This is a genomic window from Aureispira anguillae, assembly GCF_026000115.1.
GTDB classification, from domain to species: domain Bacteria; phylum Bacteroidota; class Bacteroidia; order Chitinophagales; family Saprospiraceae; genus Aureispira; species Aureispira anguillae.
Genome location: NZ_AP026867.1, coordinates 4,907,862 through 4,922,369, shown reverse-complemented (window position 1 = coordinate 4,922,369; position 14,508 = coordinate 4,907,862). Strand labels below are relative to the sequence as shown.

Genomic DNA, 14,508 nt, shown 5'->3' with positions numbered 1-14,508 from the left:
CTTTTCTCTTTTAATGGACAATCAGTTTCTCTATCCCCATTCCTTTGTCAGTATGAACCTGAATACTATAAGTGCCACTAGAAATAGATTGAAGCGGAACTGTTGCTTGGTTCCCTTGAGCGACTAGTTGTCCTTGCATGTTGTATAACAGCCACTTTTTGACCCTACCATTAGGACAGAGAATGGTTGTAGAGTCTTGGCTTGGGTTGGGGGCAAAGGATAGTTTTACCAGTTCAAAATGAGCGATCTTAGTGACCGATGTGGCTAAGGCAGAATCTTGGATATAAAGAAATGCATCCGAAAAGCCTTGTGCTTGGAGCGTTTGTTTGCCTAAACGAATGTCTTGTTGAAAACCGCCTACTGCTACAACTTGACCACTAGAATGAATGGCTGTACTTTTGACCAAGTCAAAGCCATTTCCTGTCCATGTATTAATTTGAGCACCTTGACCATTGCTGTCTAATACCACCTGAAATGTTTCTGCTCCATTAATTGCTGGCACCTGTTGCTGCTGCCACTTGAAATAATCATTATAAACGCCAGACACTACAATTTGATCTTGATAAAAAGCAATGGCTTCAAAAAAACAATCCGCTTCGGTTTGGCTTTGAATGCCCCACTTGGCGATTCCATCCATATTCAATTGAACCACAAAAGCATCAAAATTGCGGAAAGCTGTTACCAACCGTAGAGGAGGAATATCTAAGACCCCCATAAAACTACCTCCCAAATAAAGCGATCCTGCGTACCATTCCAATTGCTTACAGGTATTATTGTAAACGCCTCCATAATGACGTTGCCAGATAAAATGACCATTACTATCCACTTGGCTTAGAAAAAGGTCGTTGTAAACCCAATGTGCTCGAATAGTATCTGATAAGAGGGCAAAAGAACCTTTAAAATGCCCTGCCCAATACAATTGTCCCTTATCATCTATGGTTAATGCAATACCTGTTGCTTCATCAGAAAGTGCAGGCGATTGGCTCCAAAGTACTTTTCCATCAGGATCTAATTTAATTAGAAATGGACTGTTTTTAGCGCCTCCAATCAACTGATGATTACTATCAATAACAAAGGTATCTTGAAATGCTCCTGTAATATAAATGTTTTCTTGTGCATCACTAACAATATCTTCTACAACCACCAAACTTTGTCCCGACAAGGATCGGGACCATAAAAATTGCCCCTGTATATCCTGTTTGACAATAAAAACAGCCTGCTGATGATTGTAAAGAATGCTATCTGTAGCGCCTATAAATAAACTATCACTAAACATTCCTGTGCTATAAATCGCACCACTAGGGGAGAGGCACAGCGCTTTGAGTTGCTCATTGTTGGAACTACCAAGGTTGTATTGCCAAGACAATTGACCCTGTAAATTATAAGCTTGTAAAAAAATATCACTCCCTCCATGGCTAGGCTGTCCATTCAGCATTTGTTGAAAAGTTCCGCCTACTATAATCTTATTTTGATAGATAGCTGTTGCAACTGCTTCATCTCCTCCTAAACCACCAATACGTATGTTTGCTTGTGCGGTTGAAATACTGGGAATTAAAAATAAAAGAAGGTAAAAAAGAATCATTTTTAATTAAGAATAAGTCTAAATAACAGGTTTAAGATTTTGATAAATATTCTATGCTCAAAAATTAGTATTTTTGTAGCAGAAAACTGCCTAGACCAATCAAATTATGTTTTTTATAGCCTATAAAGATGTAAAAGGTAGGTCAAAAAAACAAAATGTGAAAACAAAAATGGGGCTTTTAGACTTATTAAAGGTATAAGCATAAAGCAGCTAATTATAGTACAACATATTAAGTACAAAAATCATGAAAAAAACACAAATCATAGGATTAATTGCCATTGCAATTGCCATCAGTTCCTTAATCACCATTGCTGGGGCATCTAGTACTTATACCAATTTTGCTACCGCTATTGAACAACCCAATAGTATTCATCAAGTAGTTGGGCATTTGTCTATAGACAAAGAGATTGTTTACAATCCAGAAAAGGATGCGAATTCTTTTTCCTTTTATATGAAAGACGAGGAGGGAAAAGAGCACAAAGTCATTTGTCAGAAAGAAAAACCTGCTGAATTTGAGCGCTCAGAACAAATTGTTCTAAAAGGTCAGATGAAAGGAGATGTATTTGTTGCGCACGATATTTTACTCAAATGTCCTTCTAAATATCAAGATGAAATGATTCAGAATGAAAATTTGATCTTTGAAGACGCTTAAGTTTTGTGTGCTTAATTGGTTTTGAATTCAAAGAGATGCTCTAGAATAAAGGAGCTTTGAAGGAATGAAAACGTACAAACAGTAATCATTAAAAATTGGAGGATTCATTGGAATTGCTTCCAATTTTTAATTTAGAGCAATGGAATGCTAAACTTTATCATATAAACTATACGAAGTTGTTTAACAATTAAAACAGTGCTTGTTTTTTTGCAACTTTTACATCAACGAGATAGAAAAAAAAGAAAATGATACAATACATTGGTGAGCATCTTTGGGTAGGGCAGCTAGGACAATTTTTAATCTTTTTAGCTTTTGTAACAGCGCTTTTGTCAACCATTAGTTATGCTTTGGGGACGAACGAACAGGAGGAAACTCAAAAAAACAACTGGCGTAAGATTGGGCGTGCAGCGTTTATTACACATGGAATTTCTATTATCAGTGTAATTGTGCTGATCTTTTTTATGATGATTAATAAGTATTATGAGTATGACTATGTGTGGAGTCATGTCTCTGATACCTTACCTTTTCGATACACATTTGCTGCTTTTTGGGAAGGGCAAGAAGGTAGTTTTTTGCTGTGGCTGTTTTGGCATTCTATCCTAGGATTTGTTTTAATCAAAACGGCCAAACAATGGGAGCAACCTGTAATGACAGTGCTTTCGTTTGCACAAATTTTCTTTGTATTTTTTATCCTTGGGCTGTATTTTAATGGAGGCGATCCAGAAAGCACCGATTATGCTTTTTTAGGAAACATATATGGGCGTAGTGGTTTTGTTTGGTTGCTTTTGACAGGATTATTTACGATTTTGATTTTTAAAGGACCTCAACACCTAAAAACGCAATTTAAAATAGCAGCTGTATTACCTTCTCTGATTTTGATGCTGTTGATTTTGGCAGATTGTTATCATCTAGGAGAGGTGAGAATAGGAGGAAGTCCCTTTATGTTGTTGCGTGATGTACATTTTGCGCCCATCTTTAATACACCTAATTATTTGAGCTCAATAGAAGGAACAGGATTAAACCCATTGCTTCAAAACTATTGGATGACCATTCACCCGCCTACTTTATTTTTGGGATTTGCAACGACAATCGTTCCTTGTGCCTATGCTGTAGCAGGGCTTTGGAAAGGCGATCATACAGGATGGATGGAACCTGCTTTGAAGTGGGCTTTATTTAGTGGAGCGGTATTAGGAACAGGAATTTTTATGGGAGGAGTTTGGGCTTACGAAGCTTTGAGTTTTGGGGGATATTGGGCTTGGGACCCTGTAGAGAATGCCTCTTTGGTGCCTTGGATTACCTTAATTGCTGGTATACATACTACTTTGGTGGCACGAGCAACAGGTTATTCTACCAAAAGTACCTACTTCTTTTATTTGTTGACCTTCTTTCTTATTGTTTATTCTACTTTTTTGACACGTAGTGGTATTTTAGGAGAAACTTCCGTACATGCTTTTACCGAGATGGGAATGGAATGGCAGATGGTACTTTTTATGGGGGCAATTCTGTTTGCAGGGATTGGTTTCTATGCCTATCGTCGAAAGGAAATTCCAGCACCTAAAAAAGAAGAAAGTGCTTATTCTCGTGAATTTTGGATGTTTGTAGGAGCGTTAGTTCTTCTCTTTTCAGCAGGTCTTATTACAGTAACCACGTCTATTCCTGTGATTAATGCTTTAGTGGTCATTGAGCCTTTTGATACCTTAATAGGTTGGGGAGTAAGTTTGTTTAGTAATTTTGAAGGAGTAGCGATCTTGGATAGTTTTTATACCTTTTTTGTTACCCTAGATGGTGGAAACATAGCCCCTCCTGAAGATGTTGTAACTCACCACAACAATTTTCAACTTTGGATTGGTGTTTTGGTTGCTTTTTTATCAGGTGTTGTGCAGTTTTTAGCGTATAAAAAAGAGGACATGACGGGCAAATACGGCAATCGTTTTGCAGCCTATATTACAGTAGCTTTGATGGTTTCCATTGTTATTACGATTCCTGTGATGTGGGCATCGGGGATTTTGGCTTGGCAATATTGGTTATTGGTAGGCTGCGGTATTTTCTCTATCCTAACCAATGTTAGTTATCTAATTGCTGTACTCAAAAACAATATGAAATTGGCGGGGTCCGTTCTGTCGCATGTTGGGTTTGGTTTAATGCTGGTAGGGGTTGTTTTTTCAGGGGCGTTAAAACATGCTTTAGCTGATCCTTTTGCTTCAAAAGAATTAGATGGTTTGTTGGGGGATTTAAATAAGCAAACCAACAAAAATATATTGGTGCCTTATGGGCAAACGGTGCAATTGACCAATGGTTTTACGGTGAGTTATACCAAGAATTGGACAGAGGGAAATGCACAATTTTTTGAGCTTAATTTTTTGAAAAAAGATGCCGAAGGAAATATTGTAGATCGTTTTATTACAACACCTAATGTACTGCACGATACCTTGCCCAATGGCAATCTGAAATTTAGAGCTGCCAATCCGAATACCAAGCATTATATCCATCAGGATGTCTTTACCTTGGCTGTTCCTAGCTGGGCATTTTTTGATCCCGAAGCAGAAGAAAAAGCAGATACCACAACTTGGCAACCCAAACATATAGCCGTAGGAGATACTTTCTATACCAATCGTTATTATATCGTTTATAAGGCCAATGATGCCACCACTTATGACCATAAGGACTATAAGCATGTCGAAGGCGATATTCCTGTTACTGCAATTTTGACGATTAAAGACATTAATACGCAAGAAGAGGAAGAAGCCAGAGTGTTGTATTATATACGAGGTCGCCAGCAATTTAGCTTACCAACGGTTTTGGATGGCTTGGGCTTAGAATTTAAGTTGACCAATATTTTGCCACAAGAAGGAAAGGTAATTATGCAAGTAAAAGATAAGGCACCCAAACGGGATTATGTAGTGGTGCAAGCTTTGATCTTTCCTGGGATTCAATTGGTTTGGATTGGTTGTATTATGATGATGTTTGGCCTTTTATTTAGTGGCGTTCAACGCATTCAAAGAAAGAAAAAGAAAGGAGAGGAGAAAGAGGGAGATGAAATGGTTGTTGAAGAAAAGGAGGCATCATGAAAATAGGCTTATTATCAGATACACACAGCCATTTGGACGAGGGAATATTTGAGTATTTTAAAGACTGTGACCAAATCTGGCATGCTGGAGACATTGGAAATGTTGAAACGGCTGATCGTTTAGAAGCTTTTAAGCCCCTAAGAGCAGTGTATGGCAATATAGATGGGCATGAATTGCGAGTGCGTTACCCTAAAGAATTGCATTTTGAATGCGGAGGAATTACCATTTGGATGACGCATATCGGTGGTTATCCTGGCAAGTATCCCAAGTATATTCACGGCAGACTCAAGTGGTATCGTCCAACCTTATTTATTTGTGGGCATTCTCATATCCTCAAAGTAATGCGAGACAAGGAGCTGGGAACCTTACACATGAACCCTGGGGCTTGTGGAATTCACGGCTTTCATCGAGTAAAAACCTTGCTTCGTTTTTCGATTATTAATCAGCAAATTAAACATTTGGAGGCCATAGAACTAGGACTGAGAGGAAAGATTAAATAAAGGTAATTCATTTTTGAGTAGCATACTATGAACAGAAAATATTTAAATAGTCAAACGAGTTTAGTTGTTTTTAGTATTCTACTTTTTCATCTTTCTACACTTAGAGGGCAGCAAATAGATTGGAGTGCCCCTTATGAAATGCGTTCGATTTTTAATGAAAATAAGCTCATCCAGTATTCCCCAAAGGGATTTTATTGGATGCATAAGTACAAAGATGAGCAGTATTATTTTCGTCGAAAAGTGGCTTATTACACGCCAATACTAGAACAAAAGAAGAGCGGAGAGAACTTAAATTTGTATTACGATAAGCTAAAAGGAACCTACCAATTTTCCTTATCGATCGATGATACACCACATCTTTGTTACTCCATCAATGACAAAGAAAATAAGAAGGAAAGCATTTTTGCTGATCCTTTAAATCAAAATACGTTAGCTGTTCATAAAACTCCTATTCTATTATTTGAACTAGCTTACAAGGATAAAATTCACGATTTAGAAGGTTATCGTTACTGTTATTCGCAGGATGCCTCCAAATGCCTAATTTATGGAAAGATGCCTTATAAAAGGCAAGAAAAAGGACAATTGGCATTATTTGTTGGCAATAAAAAACTAGAACGGTTAGCGTTTGGGGTAGCAAAGGTTCAGCAAAAAGCAAAGCAATTGGCACTCTCTGATTTAGTGGATGCTGTTGTTGATAACCAAGGGAATGCTTATTTGTTGTGCAAGCTGTATAAAAGCAAAGATAAAAAGGAAGAAAAAAAGAAAGGAACTCGTTTTGTTTATACCCTAATAAGGATGGATCATACAGCAACGGTTCAAGTATTGGATACTCTCAAGGTGTTAGCACCTATGGATAGTGCCATTGTTGTTTCGGCCAAGTTATCGGTTAATAATAAGACGGGAGCTATTAGTTGTTTAGGGACGTATAAGATTGCTGATAAAGAGAATGGGCTCTTTAAGTTTGATTTGGGACAGAACGAATGGAAAGCGGCAAAAATAATACAGTATCCTAACGCTATTCTTGAAAAGGCTAAGAAGTCGCCCAAAAAAATACAAAAAAAGAAAGAGTTGGGTTTCCAAAATTATAAAATTAAAACTATTTGGGAACAGGCGGATGGAACACAATTGGTTTTTGCAGAACAACATTATATTAAGGTCTATTGGGACAAATTAGAAGGTCGGCAAGAATTGCATCAAATCAATGATATTCTAGTGGCTAAATTAGCAGAGAATGATACGATTCTTTGGGCTAGGATTATACCTAAACGACAGAAAGGGGGAGGAGATGGATATACAAATGTTCCTGACCAATTTTATTCTTTTGGCGCATTCAAAAAGAAGGAGGTCATACACATCTTGTACAATGATTTGGAAGAAAACTTGACAATTGATAAGGACAAAGAACGAAAGGTGCTGCATTGTAATCAACCTCAAAATTGCAGCTTAATAGATTGTCAACTCGATGCACGTTCGGGAGAAGTTATTGGTCAGAAAAGCCTACTTCAATTAAAAAAAGATAAAATAGTGGTGTATCCTAAAAAAATCAGACTACTAAAAGATGATAAAGTTCTCATAATGGGAATTAAGCCCCAATATGGGGCTAAAGGAAGGTCTTATTTTCATTTTGGTTGTTGGGAAATGGAAGAAAAAAAGGACAATAAAGATAACAACTAAGCAAAAAAATAAGCTGTAAATTGTATGCCTTCTTCCATGAAAAAGATACAACTTACAGCTTCATTACTTCATTGATTTTTATGCTTTTTATAAGAACATATTTCCTCTAAATATTTTGATAGAGATAGCCAATAGGATAATACCAAATACCTTTCTTAAGATTGCTTCTCCTCCTCGACCAATCTTTTTTTCGATCCAGTTAGACAAACGCAAAACGATGAATACCAAGATTAAATTGAGGATAATTCCAACAAGAATATTAATGGTGTGATATTCTGCCTTAAGCGTTAAGATCGTGGTCATGGTTCCTGCCCCTGCAATTAATGGAAAGGCAATAGGAACAACAGATGCAGATCGAGCTAGGGTTTCATCCTCTTTGAAGATCGAAATGCCTAGAACCATCTCTAGTCCTAATAAAAATATTACAATAGCTCCTGCAACGGCAAAAGAGGCCACATCCAAGTGGAGCAACCCCAAGAGGGATTCTCCAGCAAATAAAAATGAAATCATCAAGATACCTGCAACTAAGGTTGCTTTGCCAGATTGAATATAACCTCCTGCTTTCTTTTTTAAATCTATAATGATTGGTATAGAACCAATGATGTCAATTACAGAGAATAAAATTAAAGAAACCGATAAGATTTCATTGAAATTTAGCGTCATGTCTTGCTTTAAAATTTAAATAAAATATGAATTAAATGATTGATAAATAATAAATTGGAAATTAATGGGGATGATTCATATTTTAAACGTTAACTTAAAAATAAATGCCTAGCCCAATCTCTTAATGAGGCTAGGTTTTAAGTCGGGAAAGGCTTAAAACGCCAAGGCTTCTAAAAAGGTTTCAATATTTTGAAAAAATAATTTTTAATCGGCTTTTTATGACAATTGGAGCGCTATTATAAAGGAAAAAATGATTAGGATTAACCGTAGGAAATGAATCGAAAATTTTGAACTTCATAGGCTTTCCGTTATATTCGTATCCCCTCTCTTTTTTCCGTTCAAACTGTTATTGATGAAAATTTTATTGAATATTGTAATAATTGCTAATGATGTAGATTATATTGTTGGTTCATTAAATACATTGACGGAGACATATGAAGTTTCTTATATTCCAATATTAGACCTTAAGACCTTAAAAGATGAATTGGAGCAGCAAACGATTCATTGTATTGTTTTTGATGTTCAATTTAAAACGATTGACCTAGACAAACTTCTAATCATTGCTCAGAAAGCTGCAATTTATATGCCATTGATTGCCATTAGGGTAGATACAGGTTTGATTGCTCGGATAGATTTGATGAAAGCTGGGGTACGAGATTGTATTGCTGATGCGGACTTAGCTTTATTGCCATTGGTCGTCAAAAGAGAAGTGGCTACTACTTGTAGTGCTATTGCCTTAAAAAATAAAGAAAATACAACTGCCCATTTTTTGGAGCATTGCCTTGATGTTCTATTCATTCATGATGGCAAAACAATCAAGGAGGTGAGCAAAGGAGGATATTTGCAGTTGGGTTATGTTGATGGTTGTAAATTAGTTGATCAGGTCTCATTATTGGAATTAATACATCCAGAAGATCGACCTTTAATCATTACTAAAGAACAACAACAAAATACAGAAACGCCTGTTTTTATCCCAAATGTTAGGCTGCTGAAAAAGGATGGCGCATTGCTTGTTGCTGATCTGAGTATTGTTTTCCTTGGTTTTCCTGACCTATGGTATGTTCAAGCACACCTTCAAGCGATGACAAGACAAAAAAAGGTAGTACACAACCCATTAGAGAAAGAACAGGATAACCTATTAACTCGGCATGTAGAATTAGTGCCAGGAGTGATTTATCAATTTCAGATGTTCCCTGATAAGAGTTTTTGTTTTCCATTTATAAGTGATCGTATTTTTGAATTAAGTGGTATTACGGCTCAGGAATTAATGGAAGATGGAACAAAGTTATTTGATTCTATGCATGAGGGAGACATTAGACGGTTTATAGAGTCAGGGTATCGTTCTAAAGTAACGCTAGAAGAATGGAATTTGGATTATCGAGTTAGATTACCTAATGATGGGGGTATCCGTTGGATGAGAGGTAGCTCTAAGCCTGTTCGGCTGTCTGATGGATCAACCTTATGGTATGGCTATGTTGCAGATATAACAGAGGATAAGAAGGCAAGTGCTGCATTGCGAGATAGTGAAGAACAGGTGCGTACGATGTTTAATCATGCGCCAGATGCCATCTTACTCCTAGATATGGAAGGAGTGATTACCAAGTGGAATCCAAAAGCTGAAATAATTTTTGGATGGACAGAAAAGGAGGCGGTTGGGAAAGTTTTGCATGAATTGATTGGTCCTCCACGAAATTATGATATTTATCGCAAGAATGTCGAAATTTATAGAAAAGAAGGCGATGGGATAATTTTGAACCAAGCACTAGAAGTTCGTGCCGTCCACAAAAACAAACAAGAATTTTCTATTACAATGGCGTTGTCGGAAATGAGCATCAAGGGAGAGCAGTTTTTTATTGTTTTTCTCAGTGATATTACGCAACGAAAAAATGCAGAAGAAAGGCTAAAAGAGTCTCTGAGAGAGAAAGAGGTATTGCTCAAAGAAATTCATCATCGAGTCAAAAATAATATGCAAGTCATTACAAGCTTGCTAAGTTTGCAGTCAAGTTTTATTGAGGATGCTACCATTAGAGATATTTTCAAAAATAGTCAGTATCGGATTAATTCAATGGGAATGGTACATGAAATGTTGTATCAATCAGAGGATCTTTCCAAAATTAATTACGGAAATTATTTAAGACATCTGATAGAAGGTTTGATTCTCGCTATGAAAGGCGATTTGAATAAAATTGATTTGCAATTGGACGCTCCAAATGTGTCTTTGAATATCGATACTGCTATACCACTAGGTTTGATTATCAATGAATTGGTAACCAATTCATTGAAGTATGGCTTCCCAAAGGAACAAAAGGGGACTATTTTTGTTAAACTAACGGCGTTAGAATCTCCAAATTTAAAACTGGAGATAGGGGATAATGGAATCGGCTTTTCTAAGCTTAATAAGTCTAGTGCGTCTCAATCACTAGGCTTGATGCTGGTCAAACGACTATCGATTCAGTTAAAAGGAGAAATAGAACATTTAGAGCAAAAAGAAGGAACACATTATGTGTTGTCTTTTCAAGAAATCTATCCATTTTAGTTAATGGTAAAAAAGGAAGGTGAGTAAGTGAGCAAGAACAAACAAGAAATAGGCAGCGATTTTAGTTATGGTGCCCAAGTTAATCAACAAAATAAAGACATTCGACAAAATTGTGTTGCCTTGTATAAAGAAGGGCTGGCTGCTGCCAAAAACTTAGCCGAAAATTGTGTTGTTTTTTTGGATACCAATGTCTTATTGGCGTATTATCAAATGCCAATTGCTGCTCGTTTTGCTTTGTATGATTTTTTGGAAAAAAACAAGGATCGGGTTTATGTTTGCGACCAAGTGAGCCGAGAATATGCAAAACACAAAAATAAAGTAAGGCGTATTTATGGTCGGCAATTAGTCCTAAAACGTCCTACGGCTTATCAACAAGAACTTGGAGCAAAAATTATAGATTTTTTGGAAGAAAATGGAGATGTTTTAGCAGCGTACCCTAATTTTAGAACCCGTTTGGAAAAAGTATATCAAGAGAGTGCTCATATATTGACACTATTAAAACAAACGGCTAATGAACGCATTAAAGCCTGCAAAAAAGCCTTGCATCAAAAGGATTTAGAGGATTTATTGCCACAGTTGCAGACCGTAGAGGCATTGACTAAAAAAGAATTTAAGTTTATTAAGCAGGAGTTCGACCATTTGAGTAAGGATGTTGACAACGTTGACCAAAAGAAATTTGCAACCAAAGTAGCTGCTTATTTATATCAATATCCTCATAAAGTTTTCCCTGGAATAGGAGATATCGATAAGAAACCTAAAAATCCGTATGGGGATTATTGCATCTTTCACGAACTGATGAAGTGGTCGGCTAATGCTCCTCAAAAACGCCCGCTTATTTTCTTGACCAATGATGTTACTAAGAGCGATTGGGTAGACATTAATAAGCAAGCTTATGTGCATTATTTAGAAAATTTTTACCAAAACACAGGCGATATTTTTTATATTCTGCATGCCGAAGAAATTTTTTCAACCATCTTGGGGCAGTCTTGTGCTCATTTGGTCACTCCAACAGAAATTTGGGAGGATGCAGAGGCGGATGTACTGGCAAAAAATGGGGAGCAATTGACCATTCAAAACCTTCAGAAATTACTAGAAGCGTTATATCCTTATAGAACTACGGTAGAGGAACCCAATGATTTTTGGATAGAACTGATTGCTGATCTTACACAAAATTTTGAGATCGATAATTTGTTACAATTAAAAATTGATTTGCTAGAGCACTATCATTTATTGGTAGAGGTAGAATTGAGGCGATACCAAATTTATGACCAAGTAGATGCTATGGAAGTTACCTTGGAGTTGATTTATGAATAGTCTTACTTTTTTGTAAATTTAGGGATTCAGCATAAAAAGATCGTTCTTTGACGATTATTCTGCTAGAGGGAGAGCCCATTTTTAACCAACCAACCATAGATGAAAGTTTGTATTGCCGAAAAACCAAGTGTTGCTAAAGAAATTGCTCATATAATAGGAGCCAAAGAAAGAAAAGATGGTTATTTTGAAGGAAATGGCTATGCGGTAACATGGACCTTTGGTCATTTTTGTACCTTATATGCTCCCGATGATTACGATGCCGATTGGAAACAATGGAACTTGTATAATCTACCCATGTTGCCAGAACGATTTGAAACTCGGTTGATGGATAATCAAGGGGTGAAAAAGCAATTTAAGGTCATCGAAAGCTTGTTTAAAAAGGCGACAGTTGTTATTAATTGTGGGGATGCGGGGCAAGAAGGAGAATTGATCCAACGCTGGGTCATTAAGGAGGCTAAATATACAGGAAAAGTAATGCGTCTGTGGATTTCTTCGCTTACTCCAGAGGCCATCAAAGATGGTTTTAAGGATTTGAGAGATGCTTCGGATTATGACAACCTATACTATGCTGGTAGTTCTCGTGCTATTGGCGACTGGCTGCTAGGAATGAATGCCACTCGTTTATTTACCTTGCGTTATGCTGGCCCCAAACAGGTTTTGTCCATTGGGCGGGTACAGACACCAACATTGACCATGTTGGTCAGTCGATACAAAGAAATTGAGAATTTTAAGCCAGAACCTTATTGGGAATTGCAAACCTTGTACAGGGAAGTCATGTTTAGCTGTACCGAAGGCAAATTTTTTAAGAAGGAGGATGGAGAAGCCCTTTTTAAACAGGTAGAGGGCAAGCCTTTTGAAGTGACGACGGTGACTAAAAAAAATGGGAAGGAGCTACCGCCTAAATTATTTGATTTGACCAGTTTGCAGGTATATTGCAACAACAAGTTTGGCTTCTCAGCAGACCACACCCTCAAAATCGTCCAAAAATTATACGAACAAAAATTAGTTACTTATCCTAGAGTAGATACTACGTTTTTACCCAATGATGTATATCCCAAAGTAAATGGCATTTTACAAAAATTAACCAATTATAGCACTTTTACACAACCGTTGGTCGGCAAGAAAATACGCAAGTCTAAGAAGGTGTTTAACGATAAAAAAGTAACCGATCACCATGCAATTATTCCGACAGGTTACCAACAGCGATTGGGACAAAATGAGCAACAAGTTTACGATATTATAACGCGTCGATTTATTGCTGCTTTTTATCCAGATTGTTTAGTGGCTAATACTACTGTTTTGGGGCTGGTAGAAAAGGTTAAATTTAAGGTTACAGGAAAAGAAATTTTAGACGAGGGCTGGCGAGTTGTTCTAAAGGCTACTCAAAGTAAAAAGAAAAAGGATGAGGTGAAAATCTTGCCTGCTTTTGTGCAAGGAGAAACAGGCCCTCATGAGCCTTCATTTATTGAAAAACAAACGCAGCCGCCTAAGCTGTACACAGAGGCGAGCCTCTTGAGGGCAATGGAAACGGCAGGAAAAAAAGTAGAGGATGAGGAACTGCGTGAGCTGATGAAGGCCAATGGTATTGGACGACCTTCTACTAGAGCTGCTATTATTGAGACGTTGTTTAAGCGAAAATACATCCAACGCAAAAAGAAACAATTAATTCCTACGGTCTTAGGATTGCAATTGGCAGAGGTGATTCAAAATGAGCTGCTCAAATCGGCAGAATTAACAGGGCAGTGGGAAAAACAATTAAAGGAAATAGAGGAGGGGACTTATAATGCAGCTCGGTTTATTTATGATATGAAACGGATGGTGAGCCAGTTGGTGGCAGAGGTAAAAGCAGCAAAATATGTCCGAAGACTATCCAATCCTGCTGATGCGCCTAAGTTGGGAGTACCTAAACCCAAGGCTGCTGCTAAAGCTAAAGCACTTACTCTTGTAGAACAAACTTGCCCCAAATGCCAAAAGGGGAATCTCCTAAAGGGTAAAACCAATTATGGGTGTAGTGAGTGGAAGACTGGCTGTGATTTTCGTTTGCCTTTTGTGTTTATGGGGAAAAAAATCTCAGAAAAACAATTGCTACGATTGCTCTCTAAAGGAGCTACCGTAAAACTTAAGGGGTTTAAAGAGGGGGCACAAAAAATAGATGGGGTACTTAGTTTTAATCCCCAATTTGAACTCCAGTTAAAAGCAGCAGAAAAAGATACAAAAACGGCTACTCAAAGTCCCGATACGCTTGTTTGCCCCAAATGCCAAAAGGGGACAGTAATAAAGGGACAAAAAGCTTATGGTTGTAGCCAATGGAAAGAAGGTTGTGATTTTAGGTTTGAATTTGATGAAATCCGAAGACAAGCGGAAGGAAAAGCGCTTACCAAAGCATTGGTTTTAAAAATTTTGACAAAACAATAAAAATAACAAGATGCTAGTAATCAGTGTCTTTGATTTGATGGAAAAATTTTTTTTCTATTTTTGGCAAAAAAAACGATAAAAAATAGCTTCAAAATTTGCATTTA

General features: G+C 37.1%; 9 protein-coding genes. 7 read left to right on the top strand and 2 right to left on the bottom strand.

Translation table 11 applies throughout. The features are described 5' to 3' along the window. Positions 1 to 10: 10 nt before the first annotated feature. A complete protein-coding gene (locus AsAng_RS19250; protein WP_264788722.1) occupies positions 11 to 1,582 on the bottom strand; it encodes a T9SS type A sorting domain-containing protein in 1,572 nt (523 codons plus the stop codon). 244 nt (positions 1,583 to 1,826) lie between these two features. Between AsAng_RS19250 and AsAng_RS19245 the strand changes: the two genes are divergently transcribed. The 4 genes from AsAng_RS19245 (at position 1,827) to AsAng_RS19230 (ending at position 7,476) form a co-directional block, all read left to right on the top strand. Next, positions 1,827 to 2,234: a cytochrome c maturation protein CcmE gene (locus AsAng_RS19245; protein WP_264788721.1), complete on the top strand. Its 408-nt coding sequence runs from the start codon at positions 1,827 to 1,829 to the stop codon at positions 2,232 to 2,234. 245 nt (positions 2,235 to 2,479) lie between these two features. After that, complete coding sequence (gene ccsA, locus AsAng_RS19240; RefSeq protein ID WP_264788720.1) at positions 2,480 to 5,302, top strand: cytochrome c biogenesis protein CcsA; 2,823 nt, start codon at positions 2,480 to 2,482, stop codon at positions 5,300 to 5,302. Continuing rightward, complete coding sequence (locus tag AsAng_RS19235; protein ID WP_264788719.1) at positions 5,299 to 5,802, top strand: metallophosphoesterase family protein; 504 nt, start codon at positions 5,299 to 5,301, stop codon at positions 5,800 to 5,802. The genes ccsA and AsAng_RS19235 overlap by 4 nt, the downstream gene beginning before the upstream one ends. A 27-nt stretch (positions 5,803 to 5,829) precedes the next feature. Beyond that, on the top strand, positions 5,830 to 7,476 hold the full coding sequence (locus AsAng_RS19230) for a hypothetical protein (protein WP_264788718.1): 1,647 nt from the start codon (positions 5,830 to 5,832) through the stop codon (positions 7,474 to 7,476). Positions 7,477 to 7,563: 87 nt separating this feature from the next. Here the strand turns inward: AsAng_RS19230 and AsAng_RS19225 are convergent, their stop codons facing one another. Continuing rightward, positions 7,564 to 8,139, bottom strand: a complete 576-nt coding sequence (locus tag AsAng_RS19225) for a MarC family protein (RefSeq protein ID WP_264788717.1) — start codon at positions 8,137 to 8,139, stop codon at positions 7,564 to 7,566. A gap of 352 nt (positions 8,140 to 8,491) precedes the next feature. On the opposite strand from AsAng_RS19225, the gene AsAng_RS19220 reads away from it, so the two are divergent. The 3 genes from AsAng_RS19220 (at position 8,492) to AsAng_RS19210 (ending at position 14,404) form a co-directional block, all read left to right on the top strand. Beyond that, positions 8,492 to 10,675, top strand: a complete 2,184-nt coding sequence (locus AsAng_RS19220) for a sensor histidine kinase (RefSeq protein WP_264788716.1) — start codon at positions 8,492 to 8,494, stop codon at positions 10,673 to 10,675. Between the two features lie 27 nt (positions 10,676 to 10,702). Further along, positions 10,703 to 11,989: a PIN-like domain-containing protein gene (locus AsAng_RS19215; RefSeq protein ID WP_264788715.1), complete on the top strand. Its 1,287-nt coding sequence runs from the start codon at positions 10,703 to 10,705 to the stop codon at positions 11,987 to 11,989. A gap of 99 nt (positions 11,990 to 12,088) precedes the next feature. Further along, positions 12,089 to 14,404 carry a type IA DNA topoisomerase gene (locus AsAng_RS19210; RefSeq protein WP_264788714.1) on the top strand — a complete coding sequence of 772 codons (2,316 nt, stop codon included), beginning with the start codon at positions 12,089 to 12,091 and terminating at the stop codon, positions 14,402 to 14,404. Positions 14,405 to 14,508: the final 104 nt, after the last annotated feature.

Excerpts from the sequence above, each read along its gene's own strand:
- AsAng_RS19225 (WP_264788717.1), bottom strand. The coding sequence starts at position 8,139 with ATGACGCTAAATTTCAATGAAATCTTATCGGTTTCTTTAATTTTATTC.
- ccsA (WP_264788720.1), top strand. The coding sequence starts at position 2,480 with ATGATACAATACATTGGTGAGCATCTTTGGGTAGGGCAGCTAGGACAA.
- AsAng_RS19220 (WP_264788716.1), top strand. The coding sequence starts at position 8,492 with ATGAAAATTTTATTGAATATTGTAATAATTGCTAATGATGTAGATTAT.
- AsAng_RS19230 (WP_264788718.1), top strand. The coding sequence starts at position 5,830 with ATGAACAGAAAATATTTAAATAGTCAAACGAGTTTAGTTGTTTTTAGT.
- AsAng_RS19245 (WP_264788721.1), top strand. The coding sequence starts at position 1,827 with ATGAAAAAAACACAAATCATAGGATTAATTGCCATTGCAATTGCCATC.
- AsAng_RS19250 (WP_264788722.1), bottom strand. The coding sequence starts at position 1,582 with ATGATTCTTTTTTACCTTCTTTTATTTTTAATTCCCAGTATTTCAACC.
- AsAng_RS19235 (WP_264788719.1), top strand. The coding sequence starts at position 5,299 with ATGAAAATAGGCTTATTATCAGATACACACAGCCATTTGGACGAGGGA.
- AsAng_RS19210 (WP_264788714.1), top strand. The coding sequence starts at position 12,089 with ATGAAAGTTTGTATTGCCGAAAAACCAAGTGTTGCTAAAGAAATTGCT.